Below are 23,580 nucleotides of genomic sequence, written 5' to 3'. Positions count from 1 at the left end.
CAAGCAACTGTTATTGCCTGGCCATATCGAGCATGTGATCGGGATCGACGCGGCACGCTGGTATTGCGATCACGTCTATGGCGCCGGCACGTCGCTGAGCGTCGTGGCCTTCGCCTCTGCCCTCTACGGGGTCTATTCCAGCACGGTCTATCTCACGCCGATCTTCGGGGGACTGCTGGCGGATCGCCTCCTGGGCCGAACGCCGACTGTCATCCTGGGCGCCTGCCTGATGGCGACAGGCCACTTCCTGATGAGCTTCGACGCGTCGTTCCTGTTGGCGCTGGTCTGCCTGGTGGCGGGGGCCGGCTGCCTGAAGGGCAATCTCGCCGCGCAGGTGGGCAGCCTCTATGGCGAGGGCGACAATCGTCGGGCCGACGCGTTCCAGATCTACTATCTGGGCATCAACGGCGGGGTGATTTTCGGGCCGCTGATCACCGGCGCGCTGGGCGAGAAAATCGCCTGGCACTACGGCTTCGGGGCAGCCGGCGTCGGCATGCTGGTCTCCCTGGCGATCTATCTGGTCGGCCGCCGCCACCTGCCGCCGGATCCGCCGCGCGGCGCCAAGGCGCGGGCCGACGCAAAGGCCGCACGCGTGCCCATGACGCGCCGCGAGTGGCAGGTGGTGGTCCTGCTGGTCCTCCTGCTGCCCGTGCTGGCGCTCTCCATCGTGGGCAACAACCAGATTCAGAACGCCTATCTGCTGTGGGCGGACAAGAGCGCCGACCTTCACCTGTTCGGCGCACCGATCCTGACCAGCTGGCTCATCTCGGTGGACTCGATCGTTTCTGTGGCGACCCTGGTCCTGATGGTCTGGTTCTGGCGCGCCTGGGCCAAACGCTTCCCCGAGCCCGACGAGATGGGCAAGTTCATCATCGGCTGCGCCTTCGCAGCGGTCGGCGTGTTCTGCCTGTCGATCGGTTCGAGCCTCGCTGCGGCGACCGGCCAGAAGGTGTCGTTCGGCTGGCTGCTGGCGTTCCACCTGCTCAACGACATCGGCTTCGCCAACATCCTGCCGGTCGGACTGGCGCTCTACACCCGCGCCGCGCCGCGGGCGATGGCGGGCTTCATCGTCGGCGTCTACTATCTTCACCTCTGGGCCGGCTACACCATGGTCGGCAAACTGGGCGGCATGCTGGACAAGATGCCGGCCGCCAGGTTCTGGCTGATCCACGCCATCCTCGTGGCGGGTGCAGGTGTGGTGTTCTTCTTCGTCCGGCTGATTTTCGGCGGCCTGCTACGCGGGGAGCCGGTAGAACCGGACGTCGCCGCGGTGGTCGCCGCCGACGCCGGCAAGACCCCCTGAGCCGCGGCTGTGCTCTACCGTCCGCTCGGCCGGTCGGGTCTGATCGTCTCGGAGATCGGCTTCGGGGCCGCGAGTTGGTGGGGAAAGCCGCAGTTCTCGGAAGCTTCGGCCATCCGCCTGGTTCACGACGCCCTGGACGGCGGGGTGACATTCTTCGACACCGGAGCCGGCTATTCCGGCGGCCATGCGGAGCCGCGGCTGGGTCGGGCGCTTAAAGGCCGAGCCGTCGGTCTGGTTGTCGCCAGCAAGGCTGGGACCTTCGCGAAGGACGGCCGTATCGGGCGGGATTTTTCACCGGCGGCTATCGTCGCCGGCGCCGAGGCGAGCTTGCGCCGCCTGGGTCTTGAAACCCTGCCGCTGCTGCAGCTCCACGGCCCGAGCGCGGCGGAACTGACCGACGACCTTCGGAGCGCTCTGGCGGACCTGAAGGGCAGGGGACTGATCCGCGCCCTGGGGGTGAACAGCTTCGATCCGGCGGTGATCGAACAGGTCCTCAACCTGCCGGACTTCGACGTCGTGATGGTCGACTACAATGTCCTGCGCCCGGAGCGGGAGCCGTTGATCGCGCGCGCGGCGGCGGCCGGAAAGGGCGTGCTTGCCGGGATGCCGCTCGCCATGGGTCATACGGGGGGCCAGGTCGGCAAGCTGCGCGCGCCCCGCGACCTCTGGTACGCGGCGCGCGGCCTGTTGCGACATCGCCGCGAGGTCGAGGCGGGCGCGCGATTCGGATTCCTCGGCCGCACGTCCGGAATGACCGGAGCCCAGGCGGCGCTCGCCTATGTGCTTGCCAACCCCGGCGTCGCCTGCGCGGTGGCGGGAACGACCCGGTCAAACCATCTGCGCGACAACCTCGCCGCTTCCGGCATGGCCCTTCCTCCCGAGACCCTGGCCGCAATCCGCGCCGCCCAATCCCGGCTTTCCGGATGACAGCCGCAGGGGTGCGGAGTCATGGTGCTGATCAACGATAAGCTAGCGGGAAACGACCATGGCCGACGACGCTGAGCTCGACCGCGCGCTGGAGGCGGCGCACCTGCCGGCCCTGGTGGCCGCGATGGTCCACCTGACCGCAGACGCATCCTGGCTGAAGCCGGAATGGACGCCGGTCTACACACCGCTTTCGCGCGGCGACACCGGCCTCCCCGACGAGGCGCAGGCCGACATCCGCGCCAGGGCCAAGGTGGCGATCGAAGCCTTTCTCGCAGGCGCGCCGTTGAAGGCGCCGACGCCTGATACGGCGACGCTGCGCAAGATGATGGACTTCGTGGCCGGCGCGCCCATCCCGGAAACCTACGCCGACTTCCTGATCGACGAACTGGCGATCAGCGGCAGTTCGAGCAAGGACCCGCAGTTCGAGCAACCGGCGCTGAAGGCCGCGGCGCGTCGGTTGAAGGTGCTGGTGATCGGCGCCGGCATGTCGGGCCTCCTGGCCGGCATCCGCCTCAGCCAGGCGGGGATCGGCTTCGAGATCGTGGAGTCCAACGCCGACGTGGGCGGCACCTGGCTGGTGAACACCTATCCGGGCTGCCGCGTGGACAACTCCAACCACATGTACAGCTACTCCTTCGAGCCGAACCATGGCTGGCCCCAGCACTTCTCCCCCCAGCCGGAATTGCTCAAGTACTTCCGGGGCGTGGCGGCAAAATATGACCTCAAGACGCACATCCGCTTCGAAACGACGGTCGAGAGCCTGACCTGGGACGAGGCCCGTTCGGTATGGCGCGCCGAGTTGAAGGCCAAGGACGGCCGGCGCGAGACGATCGAGGCCAATGCGGTGGTCACCGCAGTCGGTCAGCTCAACAAGCCGCGCATCCCGCAGATCGAGGGTGTCGGGACCTTCGAGGGGCCTGCCTTCCATTCCGCCGAGTGGCGTCACGACGTGGACCTCGTCGGCAAGCAGGTGGCGGTGATCGGGACGGGCGCCTCGGCCTATCAGTTCGTGCCGGAGATTGCGCCGAAGGTGGATCACCTCACGGTCTTCCAGCGCACGCCGCCGTGGGGCCTGCCGGTCCCGCACTACCACGAGGATGTGCCCGAAGGAATGAAGTGGCTGCTGGAGCACGTGCCCTACTACGACAAGTGGTATCGCTTCTGGCTGTTCTGGATGACCACCGAGGGCTTCCTGCCGATGGTCAAGGCCGACGAGGGGTGGAACGGCCCGTCGACCGCCGTGGGCGCCGCCAACCTGATGTTGCGCGAGATGGCTGCCGAGGCCTTGGCTGCCCAGGTGGCCGATCGGCCGGACCTGCTTCCCAACGTCGTGCCGACCTATCCGGTGGGCGGCAAGCGGGCCGTGCTGGACAACGGCGTCTGGCTCGGCGCGCTGAAGCGGCCGAACGTCGAGCTGGTCACCAACGCCATCATCAAGATCTCGCCCAGCGGCGTGGTGACCGCCGACGGCGTGGAGCATCCGGCCGACGTGCTGATCTATGGCACCGGTTTCACCGCCAGCCGGTTCCTGTCCGGCCTGAAGGTGACGGGCCGCGGTGGACGCGAGCTGCATGACGCCTGGGCCGGCGACGCGCGCGCCTACCTGGGCATGACCACGCCGGGGTTCCCGAATTTCTTCATGATCTATGGGCCCAACACCAACATCGTCGTGAACGGTTCGATCATCTTCTTCTCGGAGTGCTCGGTCCGCTACATCGTGGGTGCGCTGCGCCTGCTGGCGGAGACCGGGGCCAAGGCGATGGAGGTCAAGCGCGGCGTGCACGACGACTTCAACGTCCGGGTAGACGAGGCCAACAAGGGCTGGGCCTGGGGATCGGAAGGCGTTTCCAGCTGGTACAAGAACGAGTTCGGCCGGGTCAGCCAGAACTGGCCCTTCGGCCTGATCGACTACTGGCGCGCCACGCTGGCGCCCAACCCGGACGACTTCGTGCTGACCCGGCAGCCTGAGCCGGTGGCCTGAGGAGGGAGCGACGATGAGCGATATCGAAGGCGGCTGCGCCTGCGGCAAGGTCCGGTTCAAGATCAGCGGCCCTCTGATGGGCAGCGGAGTCTGTCATTGCCTGGATTGCCAGAAGGCGTCCGGAGGCGGCCCCAACTACGTGGTCCTTGCGCCCAAGATGGGCTTCGAGGTCACCCGGGGCGAGGCGAAGATCTACACCTCGACAGCCGACAGCGGCGCCGAGGTCGGCCGCGCGTTCTGCGACGACTGCGGCACGCCGCTGTGGTCGATCACCGGACCGATGGCGCCCTTCTATCCGGTGAAGGTCGGCGCGCTCGACGAACCCTCCGGCATCTCGCCAGCGCTCCACCTCTACGTGGACTCCGCCCAGCCCTGGCATCTGATGCACGAGGGCGTGCCGCAGTTCCCGAAGATGCCGCCCATGGGGCCGCCGACCTGACCCGCTCCTGGCGCCCCGCGGCTTTCCTGCTGTCGGTCCTGGCCCTGTCGGCTTGCCGCGAACACAGGGCCGCTCCGGCCAGTCCCGCGCCGCCCGTTGCTTCCGGACCCGTCAATCCGGACCCCGGGGTGACCAGCTACGCCTGCATCGACGGCCAGCGGATAACCGCCGGCTATCCGGACGTCCGGACGGCGATCGTCACCTACAAGGATCACGCCTACACCCTGAAGCTCGCGCCCTCGGCGGATGGGTCGCGCTACACGGGTTACGGCCTGCAATGGTGGATCCGAGGCGCCCATGCCAGCCTCTCAACACTGAAGGCCGGCGAGGAGACCGCCAGCGAGCCTGGACTCAACTGCGCCGCCGAAGGCGCCTCCCCCGCGGCGAGCGTCACCCACACCGCTTACAGCCCCGCGTCTGTCAGCCAGCCCTGAGAGCGATCAAGCCTTCATCGCCTTCAGCACCGCCGCGGGCCGGATCGGCAGATCACGGACCCGCGCGCCCACGGCGTTGAAGATGGCGTTGCCAATGGCTGGGCCAACGACCGTCGTCGCCGGCTCCCCGAGGCCCACCGGCGGCTCGGTGCTGGGCATGAACTCGATGTCCAGGTCCGGCACGTCGGCCATCCGAAGCGGGGTATAGGCGCCCAGGTTGGTGTCTCGCACCTGGCCGTCCTTGAAGGTGGTGCCTTCGAAGAGCGCCAGGCTCATGCCCCAGAGTGACGCGCCCTGCATCTGGGAGAGCGCTCCGTCGGGGTGCACGACCGTGCCGCAGTCGACGACGAGGTCCAGCCTCTCGACCTTGACCACGCCCGTCGTCGGATCGACCCGGACCCGGGCCGCGCAGGCGACCCAGGTCGGCATGTCGCGTTCCTGGCCAAAGGTAGTGGCGAGACCCATGCCGGTATTCTTCGGCAGCGGCTTGCCCCAGCCTGCCTTGGCGGCGACGCGGGAGAGGACCGCGGCCTGGCGTTTGGCGCCCCCGACCGCCGTCGGCCCCGAGCCGGCGTTACGGCCCGCCGCGTCCAGCAGCTTGAGTCGGAAGGCGAGGGGATCGGTCCCGGCGGCGTGCGCCGCCTCGTCCATGAAGCTTTCCAGGGCCCAGTTGGTCCAGCCGGGTCCCACCGACCGGAGCCAGCCCGGGCGGAAGGTGGTGTTGGCCAAGTCGTTGTTCACGGCCCGCACCCGCTGAGCGCCCACCGTGTACCAGTGGTCCGCGCCGCTGATCGAGAAGGGGTCATAGGCGACGCCGTTGGTCCCCTTCGGCATGAAGAAGGGGGCCATCGCCAGCGTCGGCCAGCCAGCGGCGGCTGTATGCTCCATGGCCGTCACCCGGCCGCCGTCGCCGAACGCCATGCGCACCGTCTGAACCGAAGGCGAGCGTGGGGAGTCAAAGCGACTGTCGTCGGCCCGGGTGAAGACCAGCTTCACCGGCTTGCCGATCGCCTTCGATGCCAGCGCGGCGCCGACGGCGTAGTCGCCGTTCAGGCGGCGTCCGAAACCGCCGCCCAGCAGATAGCTGCGCATGACGATGGAGGTCTCGGGCCGGTCGAGGGCCTTGGCGAGCCACGGCAGGACCAGGGACTGCCACTGGTTGCCCGTGTGGATCTCGAAGACTCCGTCCTTCTCGAAGGCGAGCGCGTTCACCGGCTCCATCTGGAAGTGCAGGGCGGTGGAGGTGGTGTAGGTGGCCTCGACCTTCGACTTGGCGGCTGCGAAGGCCTGGTCGACCCCAGGATCCTCGACAACCAGGCCGCCAGCCTTTGGATCGGCCATCACCTCGACGGCGCGGCGTTGCAGGTCGGCCTCGGAGATTTGAGCCGCGGGTCCGACCTTCCAGGTCACCTTGACCAGGTCGGCAGCCTTGTTGGCGGCGACGAAGCTGTCGGCCAGGACGACCACCCAGCCCGGCACCGTCCCGGAGGGGTCGGTGAGCGCGATGGATTGCTGGTAGCCGGGAACGGCCTTGGCCGCGGCGTCGTCGATGGCGGTGACCACGGAGTCGTAGCGCGTCGGCGGGATCTTCGGCCGGGCGTAGACCATGCCCGGAACCTGGGCGTCGAGGCCGTAGAGCCCCTGGCCGTTGGTCTTGCCGGGGATGTCGCGGGCGTGGGTCGCCTTGCCGATAAGGCGGCGCTCGGCCGCCGGTTTCATCGGCAGCTTGGCGAGCTCCTCAGGGGTCAATTTGCGGCTGAGGCTCCCCCGGGTGACGATCTCTCCGTAGGAGACCGACGCCTTGCCGGCGTGGACGGCGCCGTCGCGGGCGATGCAGTCGCCCGGCGCGGCTTTCAGGAGCTTGGCCCCTTCCTCGATTAGAGCCATGCGGCCCGCAGCGCCGGCCTGGCTGTAGATCGGATAGCTCTGCCAGACCGACCAGCTCCCGCCGGTGACCATCAGGCCCCATTTGGGATCGGAATCGACGGTCTTGATGCGGACCTTCGACCAGTCGGCCTCGAGTTCGTCGGCGACGATGCGGGCGACGGCCGTGCCGACATGCTGGCCCAGCTCGGCGCGGATCACATTGACGGTGACAACGCCGTCGCGGCCGATATCGTACCAGACGGTCGGCTCGAAACCGGCTGGGGCGCCGGCAGCGGCCGCCGCGTCTTCTGCGGCGAAGCCGAGGGCTACGCCAGCGCTGGTGGCGGCGATCAGGAAGCTGCGGCGGGAAAGCGTGGCGGTCTCGAGGTTGCGGGCCTGGAAGGTCATGCGTGGACCTCCTTGGCGCGGCTGGCTGCCAGCTTGATGGCGGCCTTGATCCGTACATAGGCCATGCACCGGCAGAGATTGCCGTTCATGCCGGCGTTGATGTCGGCGTCGCTCGGGTGCGGCTTGGCCTTGAGCAGAGCCGCGGCCTGCATGATCTGGCCGGACTGGCAGTAGCCGCACTGCGGGACCTGGACGTCGACCCAGGCTGTCTGCAGCGGATGGGCGCCCTTGGGATCCAGCCCCTCGATGGTGGTGATCGACTTGCCGGCGACGGCCTTCAGCGGGGTGATGCAGGAGCGCACGGCCTGGCCGTCCATATGCACGGTGCAGGCGCCGCACTGCCCGATCCCGCAGCCGAATTTCGTGCCCTTGAGCCCGACCTCGTCGCGGATCACCCAAAGCAACGGGGCGTCATCAGGTCCTGTGACGCTGACCTGGCGGCCGTTGATATTGAGTGTCGTCATCGCATGCCTCCCGATTTGCCGAAGCGAAGCGGACGCCTTCGGCGCGTCTGCGGCAACGCTTATTTTCGTGGCGCGGGCGCCGTTGGAGATAACCGTGGTCGGCCGGACGCACCCTTCGTGCAAAAGTTTCCACCCCGAAACACTGTTCTTGCCAAGCGGGAGCTTGTCTGTACGCTCCCCCCTCTAGGCGCCATTGCCTACTGTTCCATCAGGACTTGGCCTCAGAGCCGAGCCGGAACGCAAAGGGAGGATTAGGGGAATGCATAACCGTAGGTATCTCTATGGGTGCACGGCCATGGCCGTCGCCCTCAGCATGGCCTCATTTCAGGCCCATGCCGCAGCTGCGGCGGCCGCGCCCGCGGCAGGCGCGCCAGACGCCGCCAGCTCGATTTCCGAGCTGATCGTCACGGCCGAGAAGCGCAACGAGCGACTGCAGGATGTGCCGGTGGCCGTCACCGCCTTCACCGCCGACCAGCGGTCGTTGGTGGGCATCGAGAGCATCCAGGACCTGACCAACTTCACGCCGGGCCTGGCCTATAGCTCGATCGACAACCGGCCCTATCTGCGCGGCATCGGCCGCAACACCGACAACCTCGCCGTCGCCTCCGCCGTGGCCATTTATTACAACGGCATCTACGACGGGGCGAACGCCAACACGATCCTGCAACATTCGGATCTGTTCATCGACACCATCGAGGTCGACCGCGGCCCGCAGAATGGCCTGCACGGCGCCAACTCCGACGGCGGGACGATCAACTACATCTCCAAGAAGCCGACCAAGGATTTCTACGCCGAGGTGCGGGCGGGATACGGCAACTACGACACCGGTTTCGTCGAGGGCGTCGTCTCCGGCCCGATCACCGATAACCTGCGTTTCCGGCTGGGCGGCAACTACACCGATCAGCAGGGCGGCTTCTTCAACAACCTCGCCAACGGCAGCAAGGTCGGCGGCACTGTCGCCCAGGGCAACAGCGGCCAGAGCCAATATTGGGAAGCGCAACTCGACGGCAATATCGGCGATCACCTCGACGCCTGGGCGATGCTGTCGAGCGGCCAATACTACACCAACTATCACGACACCGCCGTGGTGGGCGCGATCCCGATCTCGTTCCAGGCCAACGGCGGCTTCTCGCCATCGAGCTTCTATGGCCTGTGCGGCCTGCCGGGCGTGGCTGCGGCCAACGCCGGTTGCGCGGGCGGACCGGCCGTCGTCAGCGTTACCCCGACGGGCTCGGTGACCGCCGCCAACTTCCCGGGCAACAATCCGTCGACCGCGAATCCGCGGGACTTCATCCAGTCCGGCAATTCCACGAACAAGCAGAAGGCCGACATCGCCTTCGCCACCAACTGGACCTACCACGCGCCCGGCGTGGACCTGACCTACCTCGGCGGCTACCAGAAATTCGACTACGTGCTGAATTTTGTCAGCGGCGCCGATGCGGGCCTGAAGACGTTTTCGCTGGCCGGGGCGGCGTCGCCGGCGGCGGCGGGGCTTTGCAGTTTCGTCAACGGCAACTCGCTGTCCACCTGCGAGGCGCCGCTAGCCATCAATCCGTCCCCGTCGCTGACCAACTTCGTCGAAAAGGATGAGTTCTATTCGAACGAGTTCAACCTGACGTCGACGGGCGACGGGCCCTTCCAGTGGCTGGCCGGCGTCTACTGGTATCACGAGAATTACGAGCAGCCGGTTTCGGCCGGGGTGATGCCGAACCAGACCCAGTTGGCGCATCCCGTTTACATCGGCGCGGGCGGAGTCCTGTCGGCGGCGCCGGTGAACCCGCTGAGTGCGATCTCGGTGTCCGACACCTTCCTGAAGTACGATTCCTACGCTGGCTATGTGCAGGGCTCGTACAAGTTCACCGACCAGTGGAAGCTGACCGGAACGCTGCGTTACACCGATGACCACAAGAGCGGCCGCCAGACGTGGCGTTTCGAGGAGTTCGACACCATCCCCGGGTTCCAGTCGACGGGCTTCGGCGCGGCCACGCCCGGGCTCGACATAACATCGGCCGCGGTCGCGGCCGACCTGAACACCAGCTTCCCGGGCGCAGGACCGACGACGATCAACCCCACGACCGGGGCGGCCCAGCGCACGCTCGACGCCAGCTGGAATGCGGTGACCGGCGACGTCAACCTCGACTGGCAACCGGACCACGACACCCTGGTCTATGCCAAGTACAGCCGGGGTTATAAGGCCGGCGGCTTCACGACCTTTACGATCGCGGCCAATCCGGAGACCAAAAAGGAAATCGTCGACGCCTTCGAGTTGGGCGTGAAGAAGACCTTCACGCCGCAGTTCCAGGTCAACGGGGCGGTTTTCTACTACGACTACCAGAACGATCAGATCCCCGTGACCGTGCAGAATGCGCAGGGCCTGCTCTCGGGCCAGCTGTTCAACCTGCAGGACGTCCACATCTCGGGCGTGGAGCTTGAGGCGATCTGGCGGCCGATCGACAACCTGACCATCAATGCGCAGTACTCCTACCTGGACGCCGAAATTAACAAGGCAGGCCTTTGCATCGAGGACACTGTCGACCCGCTTGGGACCCAGCCGGGGGCCAACACCGCGGGCTGCTCGGCGGCTGTGGTCAACCCAACCACCGGCGCGACGGTCTCGCCGGCGACGCAGAACCTGGCCGGTCAGAAGTTACCGGAGGCGCCGCCGAACAAGGTGTCGGTGAACGCGCTCTACAGCTGGGCTTTCGATCCCGGGAAGCTGACCCTTTCGGCCAGCTATATCTGGAAGGACGCGACCTACGGCAGCCTGTTCAACCGGCCGTACGCCGAGGCGCCGGCCTACAGTGAGGCTGACTTCCGCCTTACCTGGGCAGGCGCCAACTCGCATTACAAGATCATCGGTTTCGTCGCCAACGCCTTCGACGAGAAGGGCTACGACCGAGCGACGGGCTCACTCCTGCAAACCGGCAATCCGGTGGCGGGTGTGTCAGAGGCGATCATCAGCAATATCGGCCTGATCCCGCCGCGCACCTATGGTGTGCAGCTCCAGTACAAGTTCTGACGGCTTGCGGGCGCGCGCTCCTTTTCCGGAGCGCGCGTCTCGCCGACTGGCGGGGCGGCGGCGCGGTCGGTAGCATGACCGCATGAGCTGCCGGCGCGTCCGACCATGACATCCTCCCCACGGCCGGGTTTGCGGCGAGGGCGGCGCATGGCGTCGCCCGGGCCTGCGGACCCGGCCGCCTTTTCACGGGCGCTGGACGAAGCGGCGGCGCACGTTCGCGCCGACCGGCTCGACGCCGCCGCGCAGATCTATCGCCGGCTGGAACGGGAGGCGCCTGCCGACGTGCGGCCGGCCTATTCGCTTGCGGTGATCGACATCCACCAGGGGCGGTTGCAACGGGCGCGCGACCGGCTCGCCGCGGTGGTCGCGCAAGAACCGCGGATGGCCGCGGCGCAGCACAATCTGGGCGCGGTGAGCCAAAGCCTTGGCGACTGGAGTGCGGCGGCGGAAGCCTATAGCCGCGCGCTCGAACTCAATCCCGCCGCCGGCGAGACCCGCGTCGGCCTGGCCATGGCCCTGGCCGCGCTCGGGCATTCCGCCGAGGCGGTGGCGCAGAACCGAGCTTTGGCCGCCGACCCGAGCCACCGCTGGCCGGCGTTGACCCGCATCGCCCTGATCGACGCCGGCGCGATCGGCGACGACGACCTGGCGGCGATGCAGGCGGCGGCTTCGGACGAGACGAACCCGGCGGCCCATCGCGTCGGCCTCTGGTTCGCGCTTGGCGAGAGCTTGGACCGGCGGGGCCGCGACGCCGAGGCCTTCGAGGCCTACGCGCATGGCAACCGCCTTCAGCGAGCGGCGCTCGATGTGGCCGCAGCCGCCCAGGCGAACGCCCAGGCGGCCGCCTATGTGACCGTGACCGTGACCGCGCGGTTCGTGGCGGAGCATGCGGGGCAGGGGGGTAATTCGGCCGCGCCGATCTTCGTGCTTGGCATGCCCCGGTCCGGATCAACACTGGTCGAGCAGATCCTGGCGAGCCACCCGCAGGTGCAGGGCCTCGGCGAGACCGGCCTCCTGCCGCAACTGCTGGAGCGCGGCTATCCGAAGACCGCCGCCGGACTGCGTGACGCCGCGACGCGCTATCTCGATGGCCTGCGGGCGCGCGGCTGGGATGGTGCGTCGCGCGTCGTGGACAAGACCCTGGAGAACTATCTGCACGCCGGCCTGATCGGCGTGCTGTTCCCGCGGGCTGTGATCGTGCACGTGGTGCGCGACCCGATCGACAACGGCTTCGCCTGTTACCGTCAGCTCTTCGCCCAAGGCAACGAGACCCTCTACGACCTGGCCGATATCGCTGCGGAATATGTGCGCTATCGAAGCCTGATGGAGACCTGGGCGGCGCGCCTGCCCGGCAGGATCGTCGACATAGGCTACGAAGCCCTGGTCGCCGATCCGGAGACTGAGAGCCGCCGATTGCTCACCGAGGTTGGGCTGGCGTGGGACCCCGCCGTGCTGCGCTTCCATGAGCGGAAGGCCGCCATCCAGACCGCCAGCGCCAGCCAGGTGCGCCAGCCGATCTATGCGACGTCAGTCCAGCGGTGGCGGCGCCACGCTGAGCGGCTGGCGCCACTTGTCGCGGCGCTCGGGTCCTACGCTGACATCTGAGGAAGATGGCGCGAATGACGGGACTTGAACCCGCGACCTCCGGCGTGACAGGCCGGCGCTCTAACCAACTGAGCTACATCCGCACTCGTTCGCGCAAAAACGCGAGGGGCGTCTGATAGGTCCGAGGTGGAATCGTGTCAACGGCAGATGACGCCGCATCGGACAGGGCGGTGCTTTTCCGGCCGGTTTTCCGTGAGCTGAAGGCCCGCGCTTCGTGAGCTTTCCGCGCTGCAACAAGGCCCCGTTTGAAACCGCAGAAGGTGTGGTCTAGAACGGCGCGCGACTCCCCCGGCGGACCCTCATACGAATCCCATGAACGCGTTCCTGCTCCAGTACCTGCCCATCGTCATATTTCTCGGCATCGCGGCGGCGCTGGGGATCATCTTCATCGTCTTCGCCAGCACGCTGGCGCCCAAGGCGCCGGACCCTGAGAAGCTGTCATCCTATGAGTGTGGCTTCAACGCCTTCGACGACGCGCGGATGAAGTTCGACGTGCGGTTCTATCTGGTCTCCATCCTGTTCATCATTTTCGACCTGGAAGTGGCCTTCCTGTTCCCATGGGCGGTATCGCTGATGAAGCTGCCGCCGGAGCTCGGCCAGTTCGCCTTCTGGTCGATGATGAGCTTCCTGGGCGTGCTCACCGTGGGCTTCATCTACGAGTGGAAAAAGGGAGCCCTGGAATGGGAGTGATCGTTCCCGCGGGGTCCGGCGGCCGGACCACGGTTGAAGGCTACGACCCCAAGGCCCACGACCCCTTCTTCGATGGCGTGAGCCAGCAACTCGCCGACAAGGGCTTCATCACCGCCGGCGTCGACGATCTGATCACCTGGGCCCGCACCGGCTCACTGATGTGGATGACCTTCGGCCTGGCCTGTTGCGCGGTCGAGATGATGCAGGCGTCGATGCCGCGCTATGACCTGGAGCGCTACGGCTTCGCGCCGCGCGGATCCCCGCGCCAGAGCGACGTGATGATCGTCGCCGGCACCCTGGTGAACAAGATGGCTCCCGCTCTGCGCAAGGTCTACGACCAGATGCCCGAGCCGCGCTACGTGATCTCCATGGGCTCCTGCGCCAACGGCGGCGGCTATTACTACTTCAGCTATTCGACGGTGCGCGGCTGCGACCGGATCGTGCCGGTGGACGTCTATGTGCCCGGATGCCCGCCCACGGCCGAAGCGCTCGTCTACGGTGTGCTGCAGCTGCAGAAGAAGATCCGCCGCACCGGGACCATCATGCGATGAGCTGGCCACAACCGCTCCCGATCCTGGAGAAGCTTGGCGTCTCGACGGTCAAGTCCGCCGGTAAGGGCGTTTTCACCGGCTATGAGGTGATGTACGGCGAGCTGACCTTCACGACGACGGCTGACCGGATCGTCCAGGCGCTGACCCATCTGCGCGACGCCGACAACCTGAAGTTCTCGATCCTGATCGACCTCTGCGGCGCCGACTATCCGGAGCGGGAGAAGCGCTTTGACGTGGTCTACCACCTGTTGTCGATGACCAAGAACCTGCGCTGCCGGGTGAAGCTGCAGACCGACGAGGACACCGCTGTCCCGTCGGTGACCAGCGTATTCCCCAGCGCCGACTGGTACGAACGTGAGACCTTCGACATGTACGGGGTGTTCTTCGAGGGCCACCCGGACCTGCGCCGCATCCTCACCGACTATGGCTTCCACGGGCATCCGCTGCGCAAGGATTTCCCGATGACCGGCTACGTCGAGGTTCGTTACGACGACGAGTTGAAGCGCGTGGTCTACGAGCCGGTGAAGTCCGTGGAATGGCGCAACTGGGACTTCCTGAGCCCCTGGGAGGGTGCGGAGCCCGGCTACGCTCCCCTGATCCCCGGCGACGAGAAGGCCCTGCCGGCGGCCAAGGAGCCCGGCAAATGACCGGCGCCAACGCTCCCGCAAAGGACAGCGATTTCTTCGCCCCCGAGATCGTGGGCGAGACCAAGGTCCGCAAGTTCAACATCAATTTCGGCCCGCAGCATCCGGCCGCTCACGGCGTGCTACGCATGGTGCTGGAGTTGGACGGCGAAGTGGTCGAACGCGTCGACCCTCACATCGGCCTACTGCACCGCGGCACTGAGAAGCTGATGGAGGCCCGGCCCTATCAGCAGACGATCCCGTACTTCGACCGCCTCGACTATGTGGCGCCGATGAACCAGGAGCACGCCTACGTCATCGCGCTAGAGCGCTTGATGGGCGTCGAGGTCCCGGTCCGCGGCCAGCTGATCCGGGTGCTCTACGACGAGATCGGCCGTATCCTGAACCACCTCCTCAACGTCACCACCCAAGCCATGGACGTTGGCGCGCTCACCCCGCCTCTGTGGGGTTTCGAGGAGCGCGAGAAGCTGATGGGGTTCTACGAGCGGGCCTCGGGCGCGCGGATGCACGCCAACTACTATCGCGTCGGCGGGGTGCGCCAGGACCTGCCCCCGGAGCTGGTCGAGGACATCGCCGACTGGTGCAAGAAGGTGCCGCGGGTTTTCGACGACATCGAAAAGCTGATCACCGGCAACCGCATCTTCAAGCAGCGCAACGTCGACATCGGCAAGGTGACCAAGGACGAGGCGCAGGCCTGGGGCTTCTCCGGCGTCATGGTGCGCGGCTCGGGTATCGCCTGGGACCTGCGCCGCAGCCAGCCATACGCCTGCTACAACGAGATGGAATTCGACATCCCGCTGGGCGTGCACGGCGACTGCTACGACCGCTACCTCTGCCGCATGGAAGAGATGCGCCAGTCGGTGAAGATCATGACCCAGTGCTGCGAGCGGCTGATGAAGACGCCGGGTCCGGCGATCAGCCAAGACAACAAGATCGCAGCTCCCAAGCGCGGCGAGATGAAGCGGTCGATGGAGGCGCTGATCCATCACTTCAAGCTGTTCACCGAGGGCTATCGGACCCCGCCTGGCGAGGTCTACGCCGCCGTCGAAGCGCCCAAGGGCGAGTTCGGCGTCTATCTGGTTTCGGACGGCACCAACCGCCCGTACCGCTGCAAGATCCGCGCGCCGAGCTACGCCTTCCTGCAGGCGATGGACTGGATGAGCCGGGGCCACATGCTGGCCGACGTCTCCGCCATCCTGGGTTCGCTCGATATCGTGTTCGGGGAGATCGATCGTTGAGCGTCCGTAGGCTCGCCGCCAACCAGCCCGCCAGCTTTGCCTTCGCGCCGTCGACGCTGAAACGCGCGCGCGAACTGATGGCCAACTTCCCGGCCGGCCGCCAGCAATCGGCGGTGATCGGCATCCTGTGGCTGGTGCAGAAGCAGGATGGCTGGGTTTCCGAGCCCGCCATCCGCGCCACGGCGGAACTGCTCGGCATGCCGGTAATCCGCGTGCTGGAGATCGCCACCTTCTACACCATGTTCATGCTGGAGCCGGTGGGCACGCACGCGCTGGTGCAGGTCTGCGGCACGACGCCCTGCCAGACCCGAGGCTCGGAAGAGCTGATCGCCGTCTGCCAGCGCAAGTTCGGGCCTTCGAACCATCGCACCGCCGACGGCAAGTTCTACTGGCAGGAAGTCGAGTGCCTGGGCGCCTGCTCCAATGCGCCGATGGCGGCGATCAACGACTACTACTACGAGGACCTGACCCCGGAGAGCTTCGAGAAGATTCTCGACGACTTCGCGGCCGGCAAGAAACCCAAACCGGGTTCGGCGATCAAGCGCCAGGGCTCCGCTCCGGAAGGCGAGCCGATAACGCTCACCGATCCCAAGCTCTATGACGGCTCGCTGGCCAAGAAGATCACCATTCCGAACCTGCCGCCCATGGCGCCCAAGGCCGCAAAGGCGAGCGCATGAGCGCGAACCTGGACCAGGTTAAGCGGCGCGGCGCCCTAGTGGCCGCCCTCTGCGGCGTGGCGTTCCTGGCCGCCGTGGCCGGCTTTGTCTTCTATTTCAAATTCGGGCAGGAGTGGGCGCGCCTCGCGGCGGTCGCCGCCCTGGTCATCGGTTTCGGCGCGCAGACCTGGTTCATCGCCAGCCTGCGCCGGCCGGGTAAGGGAGCATAGGCGTGGTTGGCATCCTGGCCGACAAGGACCGCATCTTCCTCAACATCTACGGCGTCCATGACTGGGGCCTGGAGGGAGCGAAGGCGCGCGGCTGCTGGAACGGCACCAAGGACATCGTCGCCCAGACGCCTGAGTGGATCTGCGATCAGATGAAGGCCTCGGGCCTGCGCGGACGTGGCGGCGCGGGCTTCGCCACGGGGTTGAAGTGGACCTTCATGCCCAAGCAGGAGAGCGAGCGGCCCCACTATCTGCTGGTCAACGCCGACGAGAGCGAGCCCGGCGCCTGCAAGGACCGCGAGATCCTGCGCAACGATCCGCACCTGTTGATCGAGGGTTGCCTGATCGCCTGCAAAGCCATGCGGGCGCGCACCGCCTACATCTACGTCCGCGGCGAATATGTGCATGAACGCGAGCGCCTGCTGGCGGCGATCAAGCAGGCCTATGACGCCAAGCTCATCGGCAAGGGCAATGTCCACGGCTGGGACTGCGACGTGCGCGTGACGCACGGCGGCGGCGCCTACATCTGCGGCGACGAGACGGCCCTGATGGAAAGCTTCGAGGGCAAGAAGGGCCAGCCGCGGCTGAAGCCGCCGTTCCCGGCGGGGGCCGGGATCTATGGCTGCCCGACGACGGTCAACAACGTCGAGACCATCGCCGTCGTCGGCACCATCCTGCGCCGCGGCGCCGCCTGGTTCGCCGGCTTCGGCACCGAGAAGTCGACGGGAACCAAGCTGTTCGCGGGCTCCGGCCACCTGAACAAGCCCTGCGTGGTCGAGGACGCGGTCGGCATCTCGGTCAAGCAGCTGATCGAAGACCACTTCGGCGGCGTGCGCGGCGGCTGGTCGAACCTCAAGGCGGTGATCCCCGGCGGCATCTCGGTGCGCATGATCCCCGCCGATCAGTGCGACGAAGCCATCATGACCTATGAGGACCTGCAGGCGAGGGGCTCCGGCCTCGGCACCGGCACCATGATCGTCTTCGACAAGGACGCGGACCTGGTGAAGGCGATCGCCCGGGCGTCCTACTTCTACAAGCACGAGAGTTGCGGCCAGTGCACGCCCTGCCGCGAAGGCACCGGCTGGATGTGGCGGGTGATGGAGCGGATGGTCACCGGCGAAGCCGAAATGTCCGAGATCGACCTGCTGCTCGACGTGGCCAGCCAGGTTGAGGGCCACACGATCTGCGGGCTCGGCGACGCCGCGGCCTGGCCGATCCAGGGCCTTTTCCGCCACTTCCGCCATGAGGTGGAGGACCGCATCAATCTCTATCGGGCCGGCAAGCCTCATGTGCAGGGCCATTCCCTGCAGGCGGCGGAGTAGATCATGCCGATTTGCAAGGTCGACGGCGTCGAGGTCGAGTTCGAGCCCGGGATGAATGTCCTGCAGGTGGCCGAACTGGCGGGGAAGGAGATCCCCCGCTTCTGCTATCACGAGCGCCTGAGCATCGCCGGCAACTGCCGCATGTGCCTGGTCGAGGTGAAGCCCGGTCCGCCGAAGCCGCAGGCGTCCTGCGCGCTCCCGGCCGCCGAGAACATGGAGATCTTCACCGACACGCCGATGGTGAAGAAGGCCCGCCATGGCGTCATGGAATTCCTGCTGATCAATCACCCGCTGGACTGCCCGATCTGCGACCAGGGCGGTGAGTGCGACCTGCAGGACCAGGCCATGGGCTATGGCCGCGACGACAGCCGCTATGCCGACAACAAGCGCGCCGTCGAAGAGAAGTTCATGGGGCCGCTGATCAAGACGGTCATGACCCGCTGCATCCAGTGCACGCGCTGCGTCCGGTTCATCACCGAGGTGGCCGGTGTGCCGGACATCGGTCTCATCTCCCGCGGCGAAGACGTTGAAATCACGACCTATCTCGATAAGGCCGTGGCGTCAGAACTGAGCGCCAACATTATCGATCTCTGCCCGGTGGGCGCTCTGACCTCCAAGCCCTATGCGTTCAATGCGCGGCCCTGGGAGCTGAAGAAGACCGAGAGCGTCGACGTGATGGACGCCCTGGGCTCGGCGATCCGGGTGGATGCGCGCGGCTCGGCCGTGCTGCGCGTCCTGCCGCGCGTCAACGAGGACATCAACGAGGAGTGGATCTCCGACAAGACTCGCTACGCCGTCGACGGCCTGGCGCGGCAGCGTCTGGATCGGCCCTTCATTCGCGAGGCCGGCAAGCTGCGGCCCGCGACCTGGAGCGAGGCCCTGGAAACGGTGGCCGCCAAGCTGAAGGCCACCGCACCGGAGCGCATCGGCGTCATCGCCGGCGAACTGCAGGACGCGGAGTCCATGAAGGCCGTGCTCGACCTGTTCCGCGGCTTGGGCGTGCAGTCCACCGATTGCCGCGAGGACGGCATGGCGCTGGGTGACGGACCGCGGGCCAGCTGGCTGTTCAACTCGACGCTGGCCGGGATCGAAGACGCCGATGTCGTCTTGCTGGTCGGGACCAATCCGCGCCTGGAGGCGCCGGTGCTGAACGCGCGGCTGCGCAAGCGCTGGCTCGCCGGGGCGCTGAAGATCGGCGTGATCGGTGAAGCCCTCGACCTCACCTATCCTTATGAATACCTGGGCGCCGGTCCGAAGAGCCTGAGCGGTCTCGGCAAGGCCAAGGGCGATTTCGTCACGGCGCTGAAGTCAGCCAAGGCGCCGGCGATCATCGTAGGGGCAGGGGCGCTCAACCGCGCCGACAGCGCAGCGGTGCTGAAGGCCGCGGCTGCGACCGCCAAGGCGTTCGGCATGACCTGGAACGTGCTGCATAGCGCGGCTTCGCGCGTCGGCGGCCTGGACCTGGGCTTTACGCCCGGCCCAGGTGGCAAGAACGCGGCAGAGCTGGCGGCCAAGGGCGGCGCGGACCTGCTGTTCCTGCTGGGCGCCGACGAGATCGACACCTCCGTTTCGAGGGCTTTCACGGTCTATCTGGGCACGCACGGGGACCGCGGGGCGCACACCGCCGACGTGATCCTGCCGGGCGCGGCCTATACCGAGAAGAACGGCCTCTACGTCAACACCGAGGGCCGGGTGCAGCAGGGCGTCCGCGCCGTATTCCCCAAGGGCGAGGCCAAGGAGGACTGGGCGATCCTGCGCGCGCTCTCCGAACGTCTGGGCGCCAAGTTGCCCTATGACAGCCTGGATGCGCTCCGCGCCAAGCTGTTCGCCGACCATCCCAGCTTCGGCCGGATCGACCACGTCGATGGGCCCGCGGGCGCCGCCGGCCTCGACCTCGGCGCGCTGGGCGGGAAGGGCGACCTCTCCGATGCGGCCTTCGCCAGCGCCGTGACGGCCTTCTATCAAAGCAACGCCATCGCCCGCGCCAGCGTGACCATGGCCGAGTGCGCCGCCCAGGCTTCGGGCGCCGCCAGAATCGCGGCGGAATAGATGGACTTCTGGAATACCCCCATTGGCTGGACGCTCTGGACGGTCGGTCAGATTCTGCTGATCACCGTGCCGCTGCTGCTGGTCGTGGCCTTCGTGATCTATGGCGACCGCAAAATCTTCGCCGCGGTGCAACTGCGCAAAGGCCCCAACGTGGTGGGCCCCTTCGGGCTGCTGCAATCCTTCGCCGACCTCGGCAAGTTCCTGATCAAGGAATTGATCGTCCCGGCGGGCGCCGACAAGTTCGTCTTCCTGCTGGCGCCGCTGATCAGCGTGACCCTGGCGCTGGGCTCCTGGGCGGCCATGCCGCTGGCCCCGGGTTGGGTGGTCGCCAACATCAACGTCGGGATCCTCTACCTGTTCGCCGTCTCTTCGATGGGCGTCTACGGGATCATCATGGGCGGCTGGGCGTCCAACTCGAAGTACCCCTTTCTGGGCGCCCTGAGGTCGGCCGCACAGATGGTCTCCTACGAAGTCTCCATCGGCTTCGTGATCATCACGGTGATCCTGCTCTCCGGCACGATGAACCTCACGGATATCGTGGTGAAGCAGGGCGGCGGCTTCTGGAACTGGAACATCCTCGGCGGCGCAGGCCTCAAGAACCTGCCGCTGGCCCTGGTGATGATCCCCATGGGCGTGATCTTCTTCATCTCAGGCCTGGCCGAAACCAACCGACCGCCCTTCGACCTGCCGGAAGCCGAGAGCGAGCTCGTGGCCGGCTACGCCATCGAATACGGCTCGACGCCCTACATGCTGTTCTATCTGGCCGAGACCTCAAACATCATCCTGATGAGCGGGCTGATGGCTGTGCTGTTCCTGGGCGGCTGGCAGGCGCCGTGGCCGACGCACTATCTGGATGGCCTCACGCACTCGGGATGGTCCTGGTTGGCAAGCCTGCACGGCCTGCTGATCTTTGCCTTCAAGACCCTGTTCGTCTTCTTCATGAACGCCATGGTCCGCTCGGTCGTGCCTCGCTACCGCTACGACCAACTGATGCGCCTGGGCTGGAAGGTCTTCCTGCCGACCAGCCTCGTGGCCGTCGCCCTGGTGGCCGGCTGGCGGGTCTATGGAGGGATCGGATGAGCCGGGTTCTGGCCCCTATCGCCGCGGTGCTGCTGCTGGGTCTGGCGGCCTGCGAGACGTCCGAGCCCAATGGCGGCGCAGCCGACTACGATGCCCTGAAACGCGCCCAGGCCGACTGCGCGGCCGCGGGCGGCACGCTGGTCCTCAAGGACCAGGGCGACGCCCAGCGGATCGACGCCTACACATGTAAGAGGTCCTGAGATGTTCCAGCGTATCGGACAGGCGTTGAAGGGCGCGGCCTTGATGGACTTCGCCGGCGCCGTGGGCCTTGGCCTCAAGTACATGGCGCGACCGAAGGCCACCGTTCTCTACCCGCACGAGCGCAACCCGCAGAGCCCGCGGTTCCGCGGCGAACATGCGCTGCGCCGCTATCCCAACGGCGAGGAACGCTGCATCGCCTGCAAGCTCTGCGAAGCGATCTGCCCGGCCCAGGCCATCACCATCGAAGCCGAGCCTCGCGAAGACGGCAGCCGGCGCACCACCCGCTACGACATCGACATGGTCAAATGCATCTATTGCGGCCTGTGCCAGGAGGCCTGCCCGGTGGACGCCATCGTCGAGGGGCCGAACATCGAGTTCGCCGTCGAGACGCGGGAAGAACTCTACTACGACAAGCAGCGCCTGCTGGATAACGGCGACCGCTGGGAACGCGAGATCGCGAAGAATCTGGAACTGGATGCGCCCTATCGCTAAGACCCGCCCGGGCCTTTTGCGACAAGCGAATCCCACACTGAGATAGGGGAGCTGGAACAGCCGATGGCCCTGCAGGCGATCGCATTCTATCTGATGGCGGCGGTGACGCTGGCGAGTGCGCTCGCCGTCGTCTCGTCGAAGAATCCTGTGCACTCGGTGCTGTTCCTGATCGCGGCCTTCTTCTCCGCGGCGGGGCTCTTCGTCCTGCTGGGCGCAGAGTTCCTGGCGATGCTGCTGGTGGTGGTCTACGTCGGCGCCGTCGCGGTGCTGTTCCTGTTCGTGGTGATGATGCTGGACGTGGACTTCGCCGAGCTGCGGCAAGGCTTCGCCCGCTACATGCCGCTGGGCGGGCTGATCGCCGGCGGCCTCGCCATCGAGATGATCATCGTCTCCACGACCGTCGCCACCAAGGGCGCGGCCCGGCTGAACGAGAACCCGATGGCCTCCGGAACGGCGGGCCCCGGCATTCCGAACGCCGAGGCCATCGGCCGGGTGCTCTACACCCAGTACGTCTACTTCTTCCAGGCCGCGGGCATGGTGCTTCTGGTCGCCATGATCGGCGCCATCGTGCTGACCCTGCGCCACAAGCCCGGCGTGAAGCGCCAGATCATCATGGACCAGGTGCTGCGCACGCCTGCCAACGGCATGCGCATGGTTTCGCCCAAGCCCGGCGAAGGGATCGACGCATGAGCATTGGGCTCTCTCATTATCTCGCGGTCGCCGCGATCCTCTTCACCATCGGGGTCTTCGGCATCTTCGTGAACCGCAAGAACATCATCGTCATCCTGATGTCGGTGGAGCTGATCCTGCTCGCCGTGAACATCAACCTGGTGGCCTTCTCCGCCTACCTGGGCAACGTCACCGGGCAGATCTTCGCCATGTTCGTCCTCACCGTCGCAGCCGCCGAAGCCGCCGTGGGCCTGGCGATCCTGGTCACCTTCTTCCGCAACCGCGGCGACATCGCCGTGGACGACGCTTCGATGATGAAGGGCTGAGCATGGACGCCAAGCTCCTCGTCACGATCATCCTCTACGGGCCGCTGCTGGGCGCGATCGTCGCCGGCCTGTTCGGCCGCCGCATCGGCAACGTGGCCTCCCAGACCGTCACCACCGGGTTCCTGATGCTGTCGGCCGTCCTCTCGTGGGTGGTGTTCAGCCAGTGGACCTGGGGCGGGCTTGAGCCCTTCACGCTCACCTACGCGCCGTTCATCCAGGTCGGGAAGTTCGTCTCCAACTGGTCGTTCCGGCTCGATGGCCTGTCGGCGGTGATGCTGGTGGTGGTGACCACGGTCTCCAGCCTCGTGCATCTCTACAGCTGGGGCTACATGGCCGAGGACGATAGCAAGCCCCGGTTCTTCGCCTACCTGTCGCTGTTCACCTTCGCCATGCTGTCGCTGATCAGCGCGGCCGACTTCATGCAACTGTTCTTCGGTTGGGAAGGCGTGGGCCTGGCAAGCTACCTGCTGATCGGCTTCTGGTATCACAAGCCCACCGCCAACGCGGCGGCCATTAAGGCCTTCGTGGTCAACCGAGTGGGCGATTTCGGCTTCGCGCTCGGCATCATGACCGTCTTCTGGTCGCTGGGGACGATCCAGTTCGCCCAGATCTTCCCGCAGGTCGCCGCGCACGCAGGCGACACCTGGATGTTCGCCGGTCAGGGCTGGCGGCTGATGGACCTGGCCTGCGCGCTGCTGTTCGTGGGCGCCATGGGCAAGTCAGCGCAGTTCTTCCTGCATACCTGGCTGCCGGACGCCATGGAGGGCCCGACCCCGGTCTCCGCCCTGATTCACGCAGCCACCATGGTGACCGCGGGCGTCTACATGGTCTGCCTGCTCTCGCCGATGTTCGAATACGCTCCGGTTGCCAAGCACATCGTCGTCGCCATCGGCGCCATAACCGCGCTCTTCGCCGCCACGGTCGGGCTGGTGCAGAATGACATCAAGCGAGTGATCGCCTATTCGACCTGTTCGCAGCTCGGCTACATG

General features: G+C 66.6%; 23 protein-coding genes and 1 tRNA gene. 21 read left to right on the top strand and 3 right to left on the bottom strand.

From position 1 onward, the window contains the following. The 5 genes from E8A12_RS00960 to E8A12_RS00940 form a co-directional block, all read left to right on the top strand. A partial coding sequence (locus tag E8A12_RS00960; protein WP_293365883.1) for an MFS transporter occupies window positions 1–1,303 on the top strand: 1,303 nt, incomplete at its 5' end. Between the two features lie 9 nt (window positions 1,304–1,312). Further along, window positions 1,313–2,230: an aldo/keto reductase gene (locus E8A12_RS00955; protein WP_293365882.1), complete on the top strand. Its 918-nt coding sequence runs from the start codon at window positions 1,313–1,315 to the stop codon at window positions 2,228–2,230. 58 nt (window positions 2,231–2,288) lie between these two features. Then, the gene (locus E8A12_RS00950; RefSeq protein ID WP_293365881.1) at window positions 2,289–4,211 is read left to right on the top strand and encodes an NAD(P)/FAD-dependent oxidoreductase; all 1,923 of its coding nucleotides are present in this window, start codon (window positions 2,289–2,291) and stop codon (window positions 4,209–4,211) included. 13 nt (window positions 4,212–4,224) lie between these two features. Next, on the top strand, window positions 4,225–4,650 hold the full coding sequence (locus tag E8A12_RS00945; protein ID WP_293365880.1) for a GFA family protein: 426 nt from the start codon (window positions 4,225–4,227) through the stop codon (window positions 4,648–4,650). A 128-nt stretch (window positions 4,651–4,778) separates the two neighbouring features. After that, complete coding sequence (locus tag E8A12_RS00940) at window positions 4,779–5,084, top strand: MliC family protein (protein ID WP_293365879.1); 306 nt, start codon at window positions 4,779–4,781, stop codon at window positions 5,082–5,084. A gap of 6 nt (window positions 5,085–5,090) precedes the next feature. Here the strand turns inward: E8A12_RS00940 and E8A12_RS00935 are convergent, their stop codons facing one another. Then, entirely contained in the window at window positions 5,091–7,358 is a 2,268-nt protein-coding gene (locus E8A12_RS00935; protein ID WP_293365878.1) for a molybdopterin cofactor-binding domain-containing protein, read from the bottom strand. Then, complete coding sequence (locus E8A12_RS00930; RefSeq protein WP_293365877.1) at window positions 7,355–7,822, bottom strand: (2Fe-2S)-binding protein; 468 nt, start codon at window positions 7,820–7,822, stop codon at window positions 7,355–7,357. The genes E8A12_RS00935 and E8A12_RS00930 overlap by 4 nt, the downstream gene beginning before the upstream one ends. Before the next feature lie 259 nt (window positions 7,823–8,081). Between E8A12_RS00930 and E8A12_RS00925 the strand changes: the two genes are divergently transcribed. Both E8A12_RS00925 and E8A12_RS00920 read left to right on the top strand, forming a co-directional pair. Next, the gene (locus E8A12_RS00925; RefSeq protein WP_293365876.1) at window positions 8,082–10,841 is read left to right on the top strand and encodes a TonB-dependent receptor; all 2,760 of its coding nucleotides are present in this window, start codon (window positions 8,082–8,084) and stop codon (window positions 10,839–10,841) included. A gap of 147 nt (window positions 10,842–10,988) precedes the next feature. Beyond that, window positions 10,989–12,446: a tetratricopeptide repeat-containing sulfotransferase family protein gene (locus E8A12_RS00920; protein WP_293365875.1), complete on the top strand. Its 1,458-nt coding sequence runs from the start codon at window positions 10,989–10,991 to the stop codon at window positions 12,444–12,446. A gap of 6 nt (window positions 12,447–12,452) precedes the next feature. Here E8A12_RS00920 and E8A12_RS00915 read toward each other — a convergent pair. Beyond that, window positions 12,453–12,529 (bottom strand) — tRNA-Asp (locus E8A12_RS00915). 229 nt (window positions 12,530–12,758) lie between these two features. Between E8A12_RS00915 and E8A12_RS00910 the strand changes: the two genes are divergently transcribed. The 14 genes from E8A12_RS00910 to E8A12_RS00845 form a co-directional block, all read left to right on the top strand. After that, on the top strand, window positions 12,759–13,136 hold the full coding sequence (locus tag E8A12_RS00910; protein WP_293365874.1) for an NADH-quinone oxidoreductase subunit A: 378 nt from the start codon (window positions 12,759–12,761) through the stop codon (window positions 13,134–13,136). Next, on the top strand, window positions 13,106–13,687 hold the full coding sequence (locus tag E8A12_RS00905; RefSeq protein WP_293365873.1) for an NADH-quinone oxidoreductase subunit B: 582 nt from the start codon (window positions 13,106–13,108) through the stop codon (window positions 13,685–13,687). The genes E8A12_RS00910 and E8A12_RS00905 overlap by 31 nt, the downstream gene beginning before the upstream one ends. Next, window positions 13,684–14,334 carry an NADH-quinone oxidoreductase subunit C gene (locus E8A12_RS00900; RefSeq protein ID WP_293365872.1) on the top strand — a complete coding sequence of 217 codons (651 nt, stop codon included), beginning with the start codon at window positions 13,684–13,686 and terminating at the stop codon, window positions 14,332–14,334. Before E8A12_RS00905 ends, E8A12_RS00900 begins: the two co-directional genes overlap by 4 nt. Continuing rightward, entirely contained in the window at window positions 14,331–15,569 is a 1,239-nt protein-coding gene (locus E8A12_RS00895) for an NADH-quinone oxidoreductase subunit D (protein WP_293365871.1), read from the top strand. Before E8A12_RS00900 ends, E8A12_RS00895 begins: the two co-directional genes overlap by 4 nt. Then, window positions 15,566–16,246, top strand: coding sequence for an NADH-quinone oxidoreductase subunit NuoE (nuoE, locus tag E8A12_RS00890; RefSeq protein WP_293365870.1), 681 nt, complete (start codon window positions 15,566–15,568; stop codon window positions 16,244–16,246). Before E8A12_RS00895 ends, nuoE begins: the two co-directional genes overlap by 4 nt. Further along, entirely contained in the window at window positions 16,243–16,455 is a 213-nt protein-coding gene (locus E8A12_RS00885; protein WP_293365869.1) for a hypothetical protein, read from the top strand. Before nuoE ends, E8A12_RS00885 begins: the two co-directional genes overlap by 4 nt. A gap of 2 nt (window positions 16,456–16,457) precedes the next feature. Next, entirely contained in the window at window positions 16,458–17,774 is a 1,317-nt protein-coding gene (gene nuoF, locus E8A12_RS00880; protein WP_293365868.1) for an NADH-quinone oxidoreductase subunit NuoF, read from the top strand. Window positions 17,775–17,777: 3 nt separating this feature from the next. After that, complete coding sequence (gene nuoG, locus E8A12_RS00875; RefSeq protein WP_293365867.1) at window positions 17,778–19,823, top strand: NADH-quinone oxidoreductase subunit NuoG; 2,046 nt, start codon at window positions 17,778–17,780, stop codon at window positions 19,821–19,823. Continuing rightward, the gene (gene nuoH / locus E8A12_RS00870) at window positions 19,824–20,903 is read left to right on the top strand and encodes an NADH-quinone oxidoreductase subunit NuoH (protein ID WP_293365866.1); all 1,080 of its coding nucleotides are present in this window, start codon (window positions 19,824–19,826) and stop codon (window positions 20,901–20,903) included. Beyond that, on the top strand, window positions 20,900–21,103 hold the full coding sequence (locus tag E8A12_RS00865) for a hypothetical protein (RefSeq protein ID WP_293365865.1): 204 nt from the start codon (window positions 20,900–20,902) through the stop codon (window positions 21,101–21,103). Before nuoH ends, E8A12_RS00865 begins: the two co-directional genes overlap by 4 nt. Before the next feature lies 1 nt (window position 21,104). Then, the gene (gene nuoI / locus E8A12_RS00860; RefSeq protein ID WP_293365864.1) at window positions 21,105–21,596 is read left to right on the top strand and encodes an NADH-quinone oxidoreductase subunit NuoI; all 492 of its coding nucleotides are present in this window, start codon (window positions 21,105–21,107) and stop codon (window positions 21,594–21,596) included. 63 nt (window positions 21,597–21,659) lie between these two features. Next, a complete protein-coding gene (locus tag E8A12_RS00855; RefSeq protein ID WP_293365863.1) occupies window positions 21,660–22,286 on the top strand; it encodes an NADH-quinone oxidoreductase subunit J in 627 nt (208 codons plus the stop codon). After that, the gene (nuoK, locus tag E8A12_RS00850) at window positions 22,283–22,591 is read left to right on the top strand and encodes an NADH-quinone oxidoreductase subunit NuoK (RefSeq protein ID WP_293365862.1); all 309 of its coding nucleotides are present in this window, start codon (window positions 22,283–22,285) and stop codon (window positions 22,589–22,591) included. Before E8A12_RS00855 ends, nuoK begins: the two co-directional genes overlap by 4 nt. Window positions 22,592–22,593: 2 nt before the next feature. Beyond that, the coding region (locus E8A12_RS00845; protein ID WP_293365861.1) for an NADH-quinone oxidoreductase subunit L at window positions 22,594–23,580 on the top strand (987 nt) is incomplete at its 3' end.

Source organism: Phenylobacterium sp. (genome assembly GCF_004799395.1).
Taxonomy (GTDB): Bacteria; Pseudomonadota; Alphaproteobacteria; order Caulobacterales; family Caulobacteraceae; genus Phenylobacterium.
The sequence above is the reverse complement of the archived record's forward strand: the minus strand, read 5'-3'. Positions and strand labels throughout refer to the sequence as shown.